The sequence below is a fragment of the Streptomyces sp. bgisy130 genome (genome assembly GCF_057708345.1).
Window position 1 is genome coordinate 148,899 of sequence record NZ_JBYISA010000012.1, and the last position, 17,538, is coordinate 166,436.

The 17,538-nt window shown below is 72.0% G+C and carries 12 protein-coding genes; 8 read left to right on the forward strand and 4 right to left on the reverse strand.

The genetic code is table 11. The features are described from left to right. Positions 1-31: 31 nt before the first annotated feature. The gene (locus AC3EUV_RS18485) at positions 32-460 is read left to right on the forward strand and encodes an ATP-binding protein (protein WP_432142024.1); all 429 of its coding nucleotides are present in this window, start codon (positions 32-34) and stop codon (positions 458-460) included. A gap of 25 nt (positions 461-485) precedes the next feature. Here AC3EUV_RS18485 and AC3EUV_RS18490 read toward each other — a convergent pair whose 3' ends face one another. Continuing rightward, complete coding sequence (locus AC3EUV_RS18490) at positions 486-1,511, reverse strand: hypothetical protein (RefSeq protein ID WP_435603367.1); 1,026 nt, start codon at positions 1,509-1,511, stop codon at positions 486-488. 185 nt (positions 1,512-1,696) lie between these two features. Here AC3EUV_RS18490 and AC3EUV_RS18495 point away from each other — a divergent pair, with 185 nt between their 5' ends. The 6 genes from AC3EUV_RS18495 to AC3EUV_RS18520 all read left to right on the forward strand — a co-directional run bounded on the left by AC3EUV_RS18495 (position 1,697) and on the right by AC3EUV_RS18520 (position 13,584). Continuing rightward, complete coding sequence (locus tag AC3EUV_RS18495) at positions 1,697-3,808, forward strand: phosphocholine-specific phospholipase C (protein WP_435603368.1); 2,112 nt, start codon at positions 1,697-1,699, stop codon at positions 3,806-3,808. A 224-nt stretch (positions 3,809-4,032) separates the two neighbouring features. Beyond that, positions 4,033-6,267, forward strand: a complete 2,235-nt coding sequence (locus AC3EUV_RS18500; protein WP_435603369.1) for an MMPL family transporter — start codon at positions 4,033-4,035, stop codon at positions 6,265-6,267. Positions 6,268-6,396: 129 nt separating this feature from the next. After that, a complete protein-coding gene (locus tag AC3EUV_RS18505) occupies positions 6,397-7,041 on the forward strand; it encodes a hypothetical protein (protein WP_435603370.1) in 645 nt (214 codons plus the stop codon). Positions 7,042-7,255: 214 nt separating this feature from the next. Beyond that, the gene (locus AC3EUV_RS18510; protein WP_435603371.1) at positions 7,256-9,928 is read left to right on the forward strand and encodes a type 1 periplasmic-binding domain-containing protein; all 2,673 of its coding nucleotides are present in this window, start codon (positions 7,256-7,258) and stop codon (positions 9,926-9,928) included. Between the two features lie 208 nt (positions 9,929-10,136). Then, positions 10,137-10,325, forward strand: coding sequence for a hypothetical protein (locus AC3EUV_RS18515; RefSeq protein ID WP_435603372.1), 189 nt, complete (start codon positions 10,137-10,139; stop codon positions 10,323-10,325). Positions 10,326-10,485: 160 nt separating this feature from the next. Continuing rightward, positions 10,486-13,584 carry a helix-turn-helix transcriptional regulator gene (locus AC3EUV_RS18520; RefSeq protein ID WP_435603373.1) on the forward strand — a complete coding sequence of 1,033 codons (3,099 nt, stop codon included), beginning with the start codon at positions 10,486-10,488 and terminating at the stop codon, positions 13,582-13,584. Here the strand turns inward: AC3EUV_RS18520 and AC3EUV_RS18525 are convergent. The 3 genes from AC3EUV_RS18525 to AC3EUV_RS18535 form a co-directional block, all read right to left on the reverse strand. Then, positions 13,581-13,814, reverse strand: coding sequence for a DUF6191 domain-containing protein (locus tag AC3EUV_RS18525; RefSeq protein WP_432142032.1), 234 nt, complete (start codon positions 13,812-13,814; stop codon positions 13,581-13,583). The genes AC3EUV_RS18520 and AC3EUV_RS18525 overlap by 4 nt on opposite strands. Before the next feature lie 87 nt (positions 13,815-13,901). After that, positions 13,902-15,077 carry a PQQ-dependent sugar dehydrogenase gene (locus tag AC3EUV_RS18530; RefSeq protein ID WP_432142033.1) on the reverse strand — a complete coding sequence of 392 codons (1,176 nt, stop codon included), beginning with the start codon at positions 15,075-15,077 and terminating at the stop codon, positions 13,902-13,904. Between the two features lie 259 nt (positions 15,078-15,336). After that, positions 15,337-16,374: an aldo/keto reductase gene (locus AC3EUV_RS18535; protein WP_432142034.1), complete on the reverse strand. Its 1,038-nt coding sequence runs from the start codon at positions 16,372-16,374 to the stop codon at positions 15,337-15,339. An 88-nt stretch (positions 16,375-16,462) separates the two neighbouring features. On the opposite strand from AC3EUV_RS18535, the gene AC3EUV_RS18540 reads away from it, so the two are divergent. Next, complete coding sequence (locus AC3EUV_RS18540; RefSeq protein WP_432142035.1) at positions 16,463-17,425, forward strand: 2-hydroxyacid dehydrogenase; 963 nt, start codon at positions 16,463-16,465, stop codon at positions 17,423-17,425. Positions 17,426-17,538 lie beyond the last annotated feature (113 nt).

Below are 17,538 nucleotides of genomic sequence, written 5' to 3' on the forward strand. Positions count from 1 at the left end.
CAGCGTAGTTACGCACTGTGACAGTGGCGCCATGCAAAAGGAGATCCAGACGCTCTGTGCCCGTACGGTGCGCTACCGGCGGGAGCGCCGATCCGTGCCGCTGGCCAGGGAGTTCGCCCGTAACGCGCTCGTCGAATGGGACTTGGAACGCCGGGCGGACGAGGTGCTGCTGTGCGTCAGTGAACTGGCCACCAACGCCCTGCTGCACGGTGTTCCGCCCGGTCGTGAGTACCGGCTGCGGCTGTTGCTGGGCGAGGACGGGCTGTTGCGGGTCGAGGTGCACGACAGCGGGGACGGGGAGCCACGGGTTCCGGTGCGGGACGGTGCGGCGGAAGAGGAGTGCGGGCGGGGGCTGTTGCTGGTGTCCGCGCTCGCGGACAAGTGGGGGGTGGGGGAGCGCGCCCCGGGCAAGGTCGTGTGGTGTGAGTGGTGGCCGGAGTATGTGGGCGGCCGGCGTTGACCGGGCCGGGGGCGGCCGGTGCGGGTCAGTGGCAGCCCATGGAGGCGGCGACCTTGGTCAGCACGGCGCGTTTGATCGCCGTGTACTGGGCGTCCGAACCCTCGGAGATCACGTGGACATATCTGCGCTCGCGGCCGCCTGCGCAGGCCAGTTCCGTGGCGGCGTCGCCGTCGAAGCGGAGGTCCTTGGCCGTCAGCTTCAAGGGCCGGGCGGACGACACCTGTACACGGGCCTGGACGCCGGTCGGTGAGAAGGCGTCCAGGGTTGCCCGGTCGCGCAGCACGAGCGCCGAGAACAATCCCAGGCCGCGCGCGTCGTCGCCCTCCTCCAGGGCGGAGCACCGGCTGACCGGGTCGGCGCTGAAGCCGCCGAACTGGCGGACCTCCCCGTCGGCCCATTCCCGTACGGTCCTGGCGTCCGCCACGCCGCAGGGCGTCTCGCCGTGCGAGAGGTGCACGGGCTTCGGCGCGGGCCAGGTGAAGCTCCGGGGGACGGGGAAGGGCTTGCCCCCGCACCGGGCTATCTGGGCGTTGCCGACGGCGAGCAGGCTCCTGGCCGCGAAGTCCGAGGCGGCGTGCCGGTCCGCCCCCGCGCTGGGGACGTTGATGTGTGCCAGCTTGTTGTGGCACTGGGGGAGGCGGAGCCAGCCGTCGACCCGGTTGGGGTTCGGCTTGATCATCCCGGGCAGGCCGTGGCGGAGCGGGACGGTGCCGAGGCCCCACCACATGTCCGCCTTGAGCGGGGTCGTCATGACGGTGGCGTCGAGCCGCCAGTCGCCCCGCTGCACCGTGCAATCCGGGTCGCCCCACCGGTCCTTCTCCTCCCTGACCTCCCACGACGCGTCGCCCGGTGCCGCCTTCGTCAGCAGCGAGCGGTCGAGGGAGCCCCAGCACGCCCGGTCCGGCAGGGAGCCGCTCCAGGGCCACGCGCCGTTCACCGTGGCCCAGGCGGCGAGGAGCAGTGCGGCCATGGCCAGGGCGACCGCGGCCCAGAGCCGCCTGCGGCGCGGCGCGCCGGGGCCTGCATTCGCCGGATGTTCGATTTCCCCCATGCCATTGAACCTAAGAGGTGATCCTTCGACGCCGCAACCGCCTGTGGATAACCCGGAGTTGTCACCACGCTGCCTATCGCCGGTCAGGTCGCTCCGCTAGCGTCCCGCTCGCACCGGCTCAATGGGCCGAACGCAGACCATTGAGCGGTCCGTGGTTGTCGTGACTGTCGACTGGGAGGTCGGGCGTGGCACCGGAGATATCTCGTAGACGTGTATTGGGAGTTGGGGCGGGCGCGGCGGGCGCGGCGATGGCCGGGTCGCTGCTGCCGCCGTCGTTGCAGCAGGCACTGGCGGCCGACGCGGCCCGGCCTGCCCGGGGCGGCGGCGGGCTCGCGGAGATCGAGCACGTCATCGTGCTGATGCAGGAGAACCGGTCCTTCGACCACTACTTCGGCACGCTGCGCGGGGTACGCGGCTACGCGGACCGCAATGCCATCGAACTGCCCGGCGGCCGCAGCGTCTTCGAGCAGCCGGGGCTGCTGGGCCTCGGCACCGTGCTGCCCTTCCCGGTGCGCGAGGCGGCCGCCGCGCAGAAGAAGGACCTCCAGTACATCGGCGCGCTGGACCACAGCTGGTTCGGCGGGGCGGTGGCCTGGAACGGCGGCTGGATGAACGGCTGGGTCACCGCCAAGACGGCCGCCACCATGGCGCACTACGACCGGCAGGACGTCCCGCTGCACCACGAGCTCGCGGACACCTTCACCGTCTGCGACGCCTACCACTCCTCCATCCACTCCTCGACCAGCCCCAACCGCAACCACCTGGTGAGCGGTTGGACGGGCTACGAGCCCAACGGGAAGCGGGCGGTCGGCAACGACGCCTACGAGGAGGACACCCACCCCGGCTACACCTGGACCACTTACGCCGAGCGGCTGGAGAAGGCCGGCCGCAGCTGGCGCGTCTACCAGGAGTGGGACAACTTCACCGACAACAACCTGGAGTTCTACGCGCGCTTCAAGGCGGTCGCGAGGAAGGCCCTGGCCAAGGTGGACGGCGTGCGGACCATGACCGCCTTCTATATGACGCTGGCGGGCGCCGACGAGGCCGGGCGCAAGCGGCTCCAGGGGCTCCTGGGGGACGGCGTCAAGGGGCTGAGCCGCGCGGAGCGGAGCCTGTTCGAGCGGGCGCTGCGGCGGGGCGAGCCGGACACCCTGGCGACCGCGTTCGCCGCGGATGTGGCGAGCGGCAAGCTGCCCGAGGTGTCCTACCTCGTGCCGTCCGCCGCGGACTCCGAGCACCCCGGCTCCTCCTCGCCGGTCGAGAGCGCCACCCTCGTCTACCAGGTGCTGGACGCGCTCGGCCGGAACCCGGACGTCTGGCGGCGCACCGCGCTCTTCCTGACCTACGACGAGAACGACGGGTTCTTCGATCATGTGCCGCCCCCGGTGCCGCCCGCCGGGACCGACGGGGAATTCTGGGACGGCCGGCCGACCGGTCTGGGCATCCGGGTGCCGATGCTCGTCATCTCGCCGTGGACGGTCGGCGGCTACGCCTGCTCCCAGGTCTTCGACCACACCTCGATCACCCGCTTCCTGGAGTGCTGGACGGGAATCGAGGAGCCCAACATCAGCGCCTGGCGGCGCACCGTCTGCGGTGATCTGACCGCCGCCTTCGACTTCTCCCGTGGGCGAGGACAGCCGTCGGTGCGGCAACCCGGCGCGATCCCGGCGTTCAGCGGGCGCTGGGCACCCCAGCCGCCGGTCCGGCAGGCGCTGCCGCAGCAGGAGCCTGGTGGCCGGCCGGCCAGGGCGCTGCCCTACCAGCCGGACGCCGACGGCGGCTTCGACCCGGGCGCCTCGGTTTTCCGGATGGCCGTCCGCAACACCGGCCGGGCCTCCGTCCACCTGGCGCTCTATCCGTATGCGAAGGAATTCGGTGCGCCGCAGCACCGGGACGTCGAGGGGACGGAGCGCTGGGAAGTGCCGGTGAAGGGCGGTACGTACCGCTTCACGGTGACCGGGCCCAACGGCTTCCGGCGGGAATTCGCCGGTACCGGCCGCGGCGCCGCCGCGGCCGTCAAGATCAGCACCCGGATCGACGCCCGGCGGCAGGAGCTCCACCTGACCGTCACCAACCCCGGCCGCACCGAGCTGACCTGCACCCTCACGCCGCTGGCCTACACGGACACCGCGCCGCGCACGGTCAAGGTGAAGGCCGGCCGCAGCCGCACCGTCGGGTACCCCGCCGCGGCCGCGCACGGCTGGTACGACCTCCGCCTCACGGTCGCCGAGGACCGGTCCTTCCACCGCCGGCTCATGGGGCATGTGGAGAACGGCAAGGAGTCGGTCACCGGCTGAGCCTCGGTGTACGGGGCGGAGCGGAGTTCCCCATTCCCGTCTCTTTGTGGGGAAGTCCACAAAGAGGTCAAAGGATCTTTTCCGGCTGGCATCCTGCCCCAGGGGTGGACCGGACGCTTCCGCTTTTGCGTGTGCGACGGCCCGCCCCGTCCCCGTACATCCGCGTTCGGCACCGCCCGCCCCCGGGAGATATCGACGCCCAACCCGGGAAGCAGACGAGGTCCGTGACCGCTCTGGCTCGGTGGTGTCTCCGGCGCCGCATCGTGGTGATCGTGCTCTGGCTGGCCGCCTTCGCGGGGGTCGCCGTCGCAGCGGGGGTGACGGGGGCCGCGTACTCGAACAACTACGAGGTGCCCGGGACCGAATCCGGGCAGGCGACCGCCCGTATGGCGAAGGCCTTCCCGGAACGCTCCGGGGACGGCGACACCGTCGTGTGGCACACGGACCCCGGAACGGTCCGCTCCGGCGCCGTAGAGAAGACGATGCGGCACACCCTGAAGGAGATCGCCGGGCTGCCCGGCGTCTCCGAGGTGCAGGGCCCCTACGGCAAACACGGCGCGGGCGGCACCGGGGCGCGGCAGATCAGCAAGGACGGGCACACCGCCTATGCGTCCGTGATCTTCGACCGGTCCACCGACGAGCTGGACGTCGCCCAGGTCAGGAAGGTCGTCGACACCGCGCAGCACGCGTCCGGCCGGGGCCTCCAGGTCGAGCTGGGCGGCGCCGGCATCGCGCTGACCGAGGCCCCGCGCGCCCAACTGGCGGAGATCATCGGGCTGGGCGCCGCGGCCGTGGTGCTCTTCCTCGCCTTCGGCTCGCTCGCCGCGACCTTCCTGCCGATCATCACCGCGCTCGCCGCCGTCGGCACCGCCTCGGCCGGCATCACCCTGCTCAGCCACGCCATGACCGTTGCCGACTTCGCCCCGATGCTCGGCATGCTGATCGGGCTCGGCGTCGGCATCGACTATGCGCTGTTCATCGTCACCCGGCACCGCAAGGGGCTGCGTGCGGGCCTGTCGGTCCAAGAGGCCGCCATCCGGGCCGTCGCGTCCTCCGGGCGCGCGGTCGTCTTCGCAGGTGCCACGGTCTGTATCGCGCTGCTGGGCATGCTGATCCTGCGGCTGAGCTTCCTCAATGGCGTCGCCCTCGCCGCCTCGCTCACCGTCGTCCTGACCGTGGCCGCCGCCGTCACCCTGCTGCCGGCGCTGCTCGGGCTGATCGGGATGCGGGCGCTGAGCCGTCGCGAGCGGCGCCGGCTGGCCGAGCACGGACCGCGGCGCGAGCGGACCACCGGGATCGCCGCCCGGTGGTCCGGCTTCGTAGAGCGGCACCCCAAACTGCTGGGCACCATCGCGGCGGCCGTCATGCTCGTCCTGGCGCTGCCGACCTTCGGCCTCCATCTGGGCACCTCCGACCAGGGCAACAACCCGGCCACCTCGACCACCCGCAAGGCGTACGACCTGCTCGCGGGCGACGGCAACGGCAGCGGCTTCGGCCCCGGTTTCAACGGGCCGCTGACGCTCGTCGGCACCCTGGACGGCGCCAAGGACCGGATCGCGTTCTCGGACCTGCCGGACCGGCTGCGGGACACCCCCGGCGTCGCCCAGGTCAGCCGTCCCACGTTCGACGGCAACCACAGCACCGGCGTGATCACCGTCGTACCCACCACCTCACCGCAGTCCCGGCAGACCTCCGACCTGGTGGAACGCCTGCGGACGGAGGTGCTGCCCGAGGCCGCGGGCACCAGCACGCTGCGCGTACAGGTCGGCGGGATCACCGCCAGCTACGACGACTTCGCGTCCGTCATCGTCGGCAAGCTGCCGCTCTTCATCGGCGTCGTGATCGCGCTGGGCTCGGTCCTGCTGCTGCTCGCCTTCCGCAGCATCGGCATACCGCTCAAGGCCGCGCTGATGAACGTCGCCGCCGTGGCCTCGTCCTTCGGGATCGTGGTCGCGGTCTTCCAGTGGGGCTGGGGCAGCGAACTGCTGGGGCTGGGCAGCGCCGGCCCGGTCGAACCGTTCCTGCCGGTCATCATGGTGTCGGTGCTCTTCGGCCTGTCCATGGACTACCAGGTGTTCCTGGTCTCCCGGATGTACGAGGAGTGGCAGCTGACGCACAACAACCGGCGGGCGGTACGGGTCGGCCTCGCCGAGACCAGCCGCGTGATCAACTCGGCGGCGGTCATCATGATCGCGGTGTTCGGGGCCTTCATCCTCAGCGGCGACCGGATCATCGCGATGTTCGGCATCGGCCTGGCCGGCGCCGTCGCCCTGGACGCGTTCGTGCTGCGTACGCTGCTGGTGCCCGCCCTGATGCATCTGCTGGGCGGCGCCAACTGGTGGCTGCCGTCCTGGCTCGACCGGTGGCTGCCCCGGATCAGCATCGAGCCGCCGCCGGAGCCGGGCGGGGTGCGGCTGCCCGGCCCCCAGGACGGGGAGAAACCGCTGGTCGGCGTGTAGCCACCGGCCCCGGACCGCGACCGGACCGCCCCTGGGTGCGGCCCCCGCGGTCGGCGTGTCGCCGTCCGCCGCGCGCTCGGCGCCCCGGCTCTCATCCGACTCTCAGACGGGACGCCTACCGTCGCGCCCATGGGTACCAGGACGACCGAGAAGAAGACCGACGACGAGAAGGCCGTGCCGGCGCAGACCGCCACGGAGACAGCCGCGATTCCGGAGGCCACCGAGGCCGAGGCGGCCGGCAAGGCCGCCGCCAAGGCCGACGAGCAGGCCGATGAGAACGCCGCCCTCGCCGCGCAGGACGAGGCCAGTGACCTCGGCGCGGACGACGGCACCGACGAGCCGGACCACGGCCCGGACACCGTGCCCGTCACGACCTCCACCGGGATCGCCGCCGGCGCCGGTGCCGTCGTCGCCGCGGGGCTCGGCCTCGCGTCCGTCACGGGCACCTGGCTCGGTACGACGATGGCCGAGCGGGCGAACCTGATGGGCCAGATCAAACTCCAGTCGGGCAAGGCCAGCGACCAGATCGCCGCCGTCTACGGCGCCTCCTGGCACACCAACGCCCTGGTCAACGGAGTCTTCGCGCTCCTGGCCGTGCTCGCCGCCACGGTGGTGCTGACCCGCCCGCGCGCCACCTGGGTGCGGGCCGTCGCCTGGGGCGGACTGGTCCTGGGCGTGCTGGGGATCCTGATCTCCGCGGGCATGTACCTCGACCTGTTCGGCAGCATGCCGACCGTGCCCAAGGCCCCGACGGGCGGCCCGGCCGGTCCGTAGGCCACCGAAACCGACATCCCTTGAAGACCCACCGGTCCGTCCGGTGGGTCTTCGCCATTGGCGGGGGCGTGGTGGCCCTGCCGGGCCGCGCTCCCGGCGAACCGGCGGCGGCTGCCGCGCGTCATCCACAATTTCCGCAAGTCGATTGAGCCCTCACGGTCACCCATCTAGCATGGATAACTACCGTGCGTAGATCATTAGTTGGACCTTTGAGGTGAGATCCGCGAACAACTCCGTCGAACCCTCCTCCTTCCCCGACGATGCGGGAGCGGACTACTTCATCCGCGAGTACCGCACCGCCGTGAACCCCGCCCGCCGGGACCTCCTGGAGAACAAGCCGCCCCTGCTCCTCCTCAGCACCCCGGCGGATGCCCCGGAGGCCCACACCCACCGGGTCCTGGAAGCCCTGCGCTGGGCACTCGGACCCGAGTACAAGCGCGTGCCGCACACGGTGCTGTACGCCGAGGAGGATGTGCCCCTGCTCACCGTCCAGGCGGGCAGGGGCCTCGAATTCGACATCCCCCGGCGTTCGACCCCTGACCGCTTCCCCAACTTCTGGCTGATGGCTGATGTCGTCGCCCAGATACAGGAAAGCCGTCCGGGCGGCGGCCTGGGGGCGCGGAAGTTACGCGACCACGTCTACCGTCAGCGGGCCGAACGGGGCGGCCTCCCCGGCCTGTTGTGGCACATGGGCGGCACGGACACCGCGCCCATCGGCGGGGTGTACGGCTTCTTCGTCGGGCTCGTATGGCACTCGCTGACCCGGACCCTGCCCCGGTGGATCTGGGCCCGGCGGCAGAACCGCAAGCTCGTCAGGTCCAAGCGCAGCGGCTGGCTCGGCAAACACCTCAACGCGACCGCCGGCGGGGCGCCGGTGTTCGAACTCCTCGACCAGGTAGGGGCCCGCCAGTCGCCCCGGCTGAGTCTGGAGCCCAGCCATCCGCGCCACAAGGAGGGCCTCGCCGCCCTCGAACTCCTGCTGCTGCGCGCCCTGCTGGAGGACCTGCGCAAACCCGCCGTCGGACGGCTGCTGCCCAAGCGCCGCCGCAGGGTGGCCCGCCCCGTACTGCTGGTGGAGATTCCGCCGGAGGGCGCCCCGGGAGCCGACGCGGCGGAGCGGTTCCTGCGCGCGTTACACACCCTCCAGCCCGGGCTGGACGGGCCCGGCCCGCTCGTCATCGCGGTCGGCCGTCCCTCCGGCTCCCTGCAGGCCGAGCTGGGCGTGGAACGCACCAACCTCCGCCGGGCGAGCAGCCTGCTCCACTCCAGCAACCCGCGGCCGGTCGTGGTGCCCCTGGAGGACGAGCCCTTCGAGCGTCCCGGACTGCAGATTCCCCCGGTGCAGCCACGGAAGTTCACGATGGGCTGGCGCGCCGTGACCGCCGTCGAACTGGCCGCGCTGGCCACGCTCCTGGTGGGCGGCGCCCTCGCACCCGGTTTCTGGGAAACGCCGCCGGAGACCCGGTGTGTGGGCGGGGACCGGCCGGCCGCGGCCGGCAGCCAGACCGAGCGCGTCGAGGTCAGGCCGAAGGAGTGGTACCAGGATGCGCAGAACCGGATCGACAAGCAGAACCAGGAGGCCGAGAAGTACGCCGAAACCCGCGCGGTGCGCACCGTCGTGCTCTTCGAATCGACCCCTCCGACGAGTGCCGAGGACACCATCTTCGACGGGGCCATCCCCGAACTGCGCGGGGCCGCCATGTGGCAGCAGCGGCTGATCGAGGACGCCGCTTCGGACTCCTCCCGGGTACCGCTGCGGGTGGAAGTGCGGAGGGCCGGTGCGGGCTTCCGCGAAGCCGTCCCCGCCGTGCGTGACCTCATCCAGGAAGTCAAGCAGGAGAACTCCAAGAAGGCGTACGAGCAGATCGTCGGCGTCCTGGGCTTCGCGCAGAGCACGAAGGAGACCCAGGCGGCCGTGAAGGAACTGGGCGCCATCGGCATGCCGATGGTCGGCACCACCGCGACGGCGGACGAGATGCAGCAAAGCGATTCCTACTGGCCCTTCACGCCGGCCAACAGCACGGAAGCAGGCATTGAGGCCGCCTTCGCCGCCCATTCCCCCCTCGTGGCGAAGCCGGGGCAGACGGACCCGCACGCGCAGGTGGAATGCGTTCCCGCCGGGCACGCGGTGATCGTACGGACCCCCGACGACCTCTACAGCGAGAGCCTCGCCGACAGGTTCCAGCAGGCCTTCAAGGGGGGCGAGACGGTCATCAGCTTCCGCCAGGACTCACAGCCCTTCGCCACACAAGGGGGTACGCAGAAGGCAACCACGGCCGACCAGCTCGTCGGCCAGGTGTGCCAGGCCCTGAAGGCCGAACCGGACACCGTCGTCTACTGGACCGCACGGGCGAAGGACTTCACGGCCTTCGTCAGAGCCATGGACACCAACGGGACCTGCATCGAGAACGATCTCACCGTGCTCGGCGGCAATGAGCTGACGAATGTGGCGCTCACCGGCCAGTATGCCGACAAGGACTGGCTCCGGCTGTACCACTCCGCGCACCGCCTCCCCGAGGAGGACAGCCGCGCCAGCGCGAAGACCAAGGACTTCGTGCGCCAGTACAACAGGCAGTATCCGCAGGACCCCTGGCGGCAGGACGGGCACTCCGCGGTCTCCTACGACGCCTTCCACGTCCTGTCCAGGGCCGTGGACAATGCGGGCAGCACCGTGCGGCGGGAATCCGTTCTGACCGCCCTGAGAAACAACATCACCTTCGACGGTGCCACCGGGGTCGTCAGCTTCTCCGAGTTCAGCAGCGGCCCCCCGAAGCGGAAGACCCTGGTGATCCTCCGGCAGTCGGCCGGCGAGCCCGAAGCGGTGGTCGCCTGCGGGGCGTACAGCCTGACGGCGCCGAAGCAGCAGGATTCGCCCTGCCGCGACTGACCCTCACCGCATCGGTTTTCCGGGGTCCCTACGGCCCCCGGACCCCCTCCCTAGGCACCCCTCCGCCCGCCGGGTACCCGTTCCTAAGGACTGTACGGACACGAAGATCGGGAGGTCTCCCGATGTGGCGGACCCCCCTTGGCGACGAGGCTGGAACCACTCGACACACCGTCGGGCAGCACACCACACCGTCGTCAGGGGAGACACCATGTTCCACTCCGAGCTGGAGCTCCGGGTCCGTCACGAAGAGCTGCGCCGGGAGGCCGACCGGCAGCGCCTGGTACACGAGGCCGGGCAGACCCGGCAGCGCGCCGCCGCCCGCTCCGGGTCCGACGAACCCGAGGGGAGGGTGAGGGCGCGGAGCCGGTGGGCGCGGGTACGCCGCGCCACCGCCTGACCCCGAGGCCCCCGTGCCACGCCACTCGCCGGCCCCACAGCCGGCCCGACCGCCCCACGCCCGGCCCCAGGTGCGCACTGCACCGGGCCGGGCGTGCCACGTACCGGGCCACTCGCTCCGTGCAGCGAAACCCGCTGCCGGATTGTCAGACCCCTGTGCGATGCTCAGCGGCGTGGAGACCAGGTCCGTCAGTCCCGTGTTCGTCGGCCGAGCGGCCGAACTCGCCGTGCTGGAGGGCGCGCTCGACTGCATCGCGGCATCCGGCGAGCCCCAGGCCCTGCTGATCGGGGGTGAGGCAGGGGTCGGAAAGACCCGTCTCATCGAGGAGTTCGGCGAGTCCGCGCGCGCCCGGGGCGCGCTCGTCGCGCTCGGCGGCTGTATCGAGATCGGCTCCGAAGGTCTGCCCTTCGCCCCGTTCTCCGCGATCCTGCACACCCTCAACTGGCATCTGCGCGACGAGCTGGCCGCCGCCGTCGCCGGCCAGGAGGGCGAACTCTCCCGCATCCTGCCCGAATTGGGGGAGACCCCCGGCGAGGCCCATGACGAGGAGATCGGCCGTGCCCGCCTCTTCGAGCTGACCGCCCGCCTCCTGGAGCGGCTCGCCGCCCACCGCACCCTCGTCCTCGTCATCGAGGACCTCCACTGGGCCGACCGCTCCACCCGCGAACTGCTCGCCTATCTCCTGAGGGCGCTGCACGACGCCAACGTCCTCCTGGTGGCCACCTACCGCTCGGACGACATCCACCGCCGCCATCCGCTGCGCCCGTTCCTCGCCGAGATCGACCGGATGCGCACGGTCCGGCGCGTCGAACTGGCCCGCTTCAACCGCGAGGAGGTCCGCTCCCAGATCGCCGGGATCAACGGCAGCGACCCCGAAGAGGACACCGTCGACCGGGTCTACAAGCGCTCCGAGGGCAACGCCTTCTTCGTCGAGGAACTGGCCCGCGGCCTCGCCGACGGCGCGCTGCACGGCCTCAGCGACCCCCTGCGCGATCTGCTGCTGGTCCGCGTCGAGGCGCTGCCCGAGGACGCCCAGCGGGTGGTGCGCACGGCCGCCGAGGGCGGCTCCACCGTCGAACACGAACTCCTCTCCGCCGTCTGCCGGATGCCCGAGGACGACCTCATCGAGGCGCTGCGGGCGGCCGTCGGCAGCAACACCCTCGTACCCACCCAGGACGGCACGGGCTACCGCTTCCGGCACGCCCTCGCCCGCGAGGCGGTCGTCGACGATCTGCTGCCCGGCGAGCGCACCTGCCTCAACCGCCGCTACGCCGAAGCTCTGGAGGCCAACCCCTCCCTGGTCCGCGCCGAGGTCTGCGCCGCCCGGCTGGCCAGCTACTGGTACAAGGCCCATGACGCCGCCAAGGCCCTGCCCGCCGTCCTCGCCGCCTCCGTCCAGGCCCGCCGCCGCCATGCGTACGCCGAGCAACTGCGGCTGCTGGACCGCGCCCTGGAGCTGTGGGACGACGCCCCCACCGAGGTCCGCCAGGGGGTGCGCCCGGTCGACTACGCCGAGGCGTATCCGGCCTGCGGCTGCCATGACGGCGACGCCCTGCGCTTCCTCGACCTGCTCGCCGAGATCGCGGTGGCCGCCCGGCTGTCCGGCGACATCGAACGGGCCTTCACGATCACCAAGCGTGCCCTGCGCTCGCTGCGCAGCGAGCAGGACCCCCTGCGCACGGCCTGGTTCCTGGTGCAGCGCTCCCGCCTCTGCCAGAGCACCGGCCGCGGCAACGGCTGGGAGGACCTCGGCACCGCACAGGAGCTGGTCCGCGGACTGCCGCCGTCCTCCGTACATGCCGAGGTGCTGGCCGCCGTCGCCGGCTGGGAGGTCCTGCACGAACCGGGACCGGGCACCTTCGCGACGGCCGAACGCGCCGTGGAGCTGGCCCGGTTGGTCGGCGACGAGGAGGCCGAGCTCAACTCCCGGCTGACCCTGGCGGGGCTGCGGGTCGACGCCGGCCATGTCGACGAGGGCATCACCGAGTTCCGTACGAGCCTGGAACGGGCCGTCGACCGCGGCTACTTCGCCGTCATCGGCCGTGGCCAGGTCAACTTCGCCTCCGCGCTGGAAGGCGTCGGCCGCTCCCGGGAAGCCGTCGAGGTCACCGACCAGGGCGTCGAACTCACCACCCGCTACGGCCTCAAGGACAGCACCAGCTGGGTGCTGGGCAACCGCGCCGAATCCCTTCAGTCGCTGGGCCGCTGGGAGGAGGCGGGCCGGGCCGCCGCCGACGCCCGCCGCCTCGCGCAGAACCCGCGCGCCATCGCCCTGGCCGCCAGCCGCCGCACCGGTCTCGCGCTGGACCGAGGAGACCTCGCCGAGGCCGAACGCGAACTGGCCATCGCCCAGGAGTACTACGGAACCCACGACCCCCAGCCGCAGCACGCCCTCGTCATGGCGCGGCACGCCCTGCGCATCGCCGCCCGCCAGGGCCGCCTCCTGGATGCCCGCAGCATCCTCCAGCAGGCCCTGGACGCCGGCTTCCCGCCTGGCACCCAGCGCTACACCTGGCCGCTGCTGTGGGCGGCCGCCACCGCCGAGGCGGACGCCCGCGGACTGCCCGCCGCCGAGCCCGGCCGGCCCGCGATCCTCGCCCGCATCCGGGACGCGGCCAAGCGGCTGCCCGAGCTCTGCCCGGTCTGGTCGGCCTACGACCGCGCGGTCGACGCCGAACTCCGCCGTGCCGAGGGCCGCGAGACCCCCGACGCCTGGGCCGGGGCGGTCGCCGCCTTCAAGCCCCTGGAGCGCCCGCACGAACTCGCCCGTGCCTGCTACCGCTGGGCCGAATCACTCCTCCACGTCAGCGAGCGGGCCACCGCCGGACTGCACGGCCGTACCCCGCGGGAGGCCGCCGTCCTCCTGCTCACCCAGGCGCACACCGCCGCTGTGACGATGGGCGCCCGCCCGCTCGCCGACGAACTCGAACTCCTCGCCCAGCGGGCCCGGGTCCCGCTGCCGGGCCTGATACCGGACTCCACGGCCGGGACGGCTGCCCACAGCACCCGCGCCGCCGAGGCACTCCCGGCCGCCGCCCCCGCCGAATCCCTCGGCCTGACCCCGCGCGAACGCGAGGTGCTGCGGCTGGTCGCCGACGGCCGCAGCAACCGCCAGATAGCCGACGCCCTGTTCATCTCCCCGAAGACCGCCAGCGTCCATGTCTCCAACATCCTCGCCAAGCTGGGCGTCTCCGGCCGCGGCGAGGCGGGCGCGGTGGCGCACCGCCTGCGCCTCTTCGGCGAACCAGCGGCCGGCTAGGGCACGTTCGGCGAACCGGCACCCGGCCGGGACGGGCCCAGGGGCGGCCCGGCGTCCCGGTCCTGCCGCTGCGGCGCCATCCGGACGACAACGGTGCCCGAGGCGAGATCTATCGGGCCCTTGCCGGGGTCGCCGTCGCCCACGTCATCGACGACGAGCGACATCCGCTGCCGCTCCTCGTCGGTGTTCTTGCGCCCCGGTGCGAACAGTTCTTCCGCGATGTTGAACATGGTGCCCTGCCCCCTCTTCGGTGTGCGCGCACCCGTCCCCCCTGCTCCCCGAGTGTAGGCAGGACACCCGAAAAGGGATCTGCCGGATCAGCTCACCTTGAGGCGGAGAATCCGGTCATCGCCCTTGTGCGGAGTGCCCCGTCCGTCGGTGTTGCTGGTGACCAGCCACAACGTGCCGTCGCCGGCCGCCACGACGGTCCGCAGCCGTCCGTAGGTGCCCTTCAGGAAGGCCTGCGGAGCGGCCACCGGCTTCGTCCCGTTCAGCGGGATCCGCCACAGCCGTTCGCCGCGCAGCGACGCCATCCAGACCGAGCCCTTGGCGACGGCGATACCGCTGGGCGAGGCGTCCGCGGTCTTCCACTGCTCGACCGGGTTCACGAACCCGGGCCCCTTCGCCCCGCCCTTGGCCCGGCCCTCGACCTCCGGCCAGCCGTAGTTCCTGCCCGGCTCGATGAGATTGAGCTCGTCCCAGGTGTCCTGCCCGAACTCCGAGGCCCACAGCCGCTTGCCGTCGTCCCAGGCCAGCCCCTGCACATTGCGGTGGCCGTAGTCGTACACCACCGAATCCGCCTCGGGGTTGCCGTGCGCCGGCTCGCCGTCCGGCGTCATCCGCAGGATCTTGCCGGCCGGTGAGTCCTTGTCCTGGGCCAGCCCGCTGTCACCGGTCTCGCCGGTGCCCACGTACAGCATCTTGTCCGGACCGAACGCGATCCGCCCGCCGTTGTGGATCTGTCCCTTCGGAATGCCCTTGAAGATCGTGTCGGGCGCGCCCAGCTGATTGCCCGGCGGGCGCTTCTCGTCGTAGTTCATGCGGGCGATGCGGTTGTCGGACGCGGTGGTGAAGTACGCGTACACCTGGTGGTCCGCGCCGAACGTCGAGGACACCGCGATCCCCAGCAACCCGCCCTCGCCCCCCGGGTCCACGCCGGGCACCGATCCCAGCTCGGTCTTCTTGCCGCTGTCCGCCGAGACCCGGACGATCTTTCCGGTGTCACGGGAGGCGACCAGCAGATCCCCGCCCGGCAGCACCGCCACCCCCCACGGCGACGTCAGCCCGGTCGTCAGGGAGCGGGTCACCTTCACCGAGCCCTTGGCGGGCGGTGCGGTGGACTCCGGTGTGGCGCCCGGCGAGGCGTCGGCGCTCTTCGACGGGGCCGCCGGGGAGCTGCCACCGCCCTCGGGCTGCGCGCCGCCGGACGAGCAGCCCGCTGCCAGGAGCAGCGAAGCGGCGGCCAACACGGCGGTCTGGGAACGGCGTTGCACGGCAGGGTCCTCTCGTCGGCAGGGCGTGGACAAGAACACCACATCGCGCGCCGCACCGCCGCGCCGTACGCGCTCCGGAGCCACTCCCACCTGCCATGATCCGCCGCGGACGGCCGGGCCGCGAGCGGGCCGTGCGGGCCCGCCGGACGGCGGCAAGCCGCGCCCACGGGCGGGCTGCCAGGGAGGGCCGTCGCGCCCGCGCCAGGCAACACGGGACGCCATCTCCCGGCCTGTTCGCCCCTGCCCCTTCCTGCCGTCCCTAGTACCACGACCCCCGCGCCGGCGGCAGCGCGGCGATCTCCGCCAGATCCTCGCGGGTGAGCGTCAGCTCCGCGGCCTTGGCGTTCTGCGCCGCCCAACGCTCCTTCTTCGTGCCCGGCACCGGGACGACATGCCGGCCCTGCGCCAGCGTCCACGCCAGCGCCACCTGCCCCGGCGTCGCGCCGTAGCGGGCACCGACCCGTCGCAGCCCGGCCACCACCGGCTGGTTCGCGGCCATCATCTCGGCGGTGAAACGGGGGTGGCGGGCCCGTAGGTCCTCCGGTTCGAAGCCCTGCCCCGGGGTGAGGGTGCCGGTCAGATAGCCGTTCCCCAGCGGCATCGCCGCCAGGAAGCCGACACCCCGCGACTCGCACCACGGCAGCAGCGCCTCCAGCGCGTCCAGCGACCACACCGACAGCTCGGCCTGCACACTGCTCACCGGGAACACCTGCTGGATCCGCTCCAGTTGGGCCAGCGTCCCGTCGTGCATCCGGGACCGGGGACGCGCCCGCCCGGCCGGCCGCCGCTCCGTACGGGCCGCGCGGGCCGGCCGGACCGCCCGCGCGCCCACCGCACAGAGCCCCAGCGACCGCACCTTCCCGGCCGCCACCAGTTCCGCCATCGCCCCCCAGGTCTCCTCGATGGGCACCTCGGGATCGGCCCGGTGCAGCTGGTAGAGGTCGATACGGTCGGTCTGGAGCCGGCGCAGCGAGGCATCGCAGGCCCGCTTGACGTAACCGGGCCGCCCGTTGGCGACGATGTGCTGCTCACCCACCAGCAGCCCGCACTTGGTCGAGACGAACGCGTCCGCCCGCCGCTCCTTGAGCACCCGCCCCACGAGCAGCTCATTGGTGAACGGGCCGTACATGTCGGCGGTGTCCAGCAGGCTGCAACCCCGGTCCAGCGCGGTGTGCACGGCCCGCAGCGAGCTGTCCAAGCTGCGCTGCGACTCGGTGTACCCCCAGCTCATCGGCATACAGCCGAGCCCGATGGCCCCCACGTCAAGGGCCGCCGCACCGATTGTCCTGCGCTCCACCTGGCTGTGCCTCCGTCCCCTCGCCCCCGGTCAAGGGCCTGACCAAACTAACGTCTGAACAGAACGTCTCTTCGCATAGCCTCGGGACATGGCAACACCGGACCAGCACACCCAGGCGCACGACGTATGGCTCCCGATCCCGCCCGAGGAGATCGGGGGACTCCCCGACGGGCTCCACTACGTCCACTGGGACGCCGGCCCCGACTATCCGGCCGACCCCGCCCGCTGCGCCTTCTACGCCGTCCCCTACATGAAGAGCGCGGAGATCCTCCTGCGCCCGCTGCGCCGGATGAGCCGGGTGCGGGTGGTGCAGGCGCTCACCGCCGGCACCGAGAACCTGCTCCCGGGGCTGTCCGACATGCCGTCCGGTGCCCAGCTGTGCAACGCCCGCGGGCTCCACGACGCCAGCACCGCGGAGCTGGCGCTCACCCTGATCCTCGCGGCGCTGCGTGACATCCCGGGCTTCGTCCGGGCCCAGGACGCGGGGGAGTGGCGGCCGGACTTCCGGCCCGCGCTGGCCGACAAGTCGGTCCTCATTGTGGGCTATGGTTCGATCGGCAGTGCCATCGAAGACCGGCTCACACCCTTTGAGTGTGCGCGGGTCGTACGCATCGCACGCACCGCTCGTGACACAGTGCGCGGTCCTGTGCATCCACTCTCCGACCTGTCCGCCCATCTGCCCGACGCGGACGTCGTCGTGCTCGCGACTCCGCTCACCGACGCCACTCGTGGCCTGGTGGGAAGCGGTTTCCTGGCGCAGATGAAGGACGGTGCGCTGCTGGTGAATGTGGCGCGCGGCCGCGTCGTCGACACCGGGGCACTGCTCGCCGAGCTGGAATCCGGACGGCTGTACGCGGCGCTCGATGTCACCGACCCGGAACCCCTGCCCACCGGACATCCGCTGTGGCACGCTCCCGGCGTACTCGTCACTCCACACGTCGGCGGCCCCAGCTCTGCCTTCCTGCCCCGTGCGAAGCGGCTGATCCGGGACCAGTTGACGCTTTTCGCGGCCGGCGAGCCCCTGCGGAACGTGGTCGCCACCGCCGACTGAAACCGCTTGCGCGTAGCGCTACGAGGCCGTACGACTGCAAGGAGTGTTCGCCATTCGCTCGTAGTCACGCTCCGTAGAGACGCTATGTCCCTGAGTGACGGAACTGGTGTATC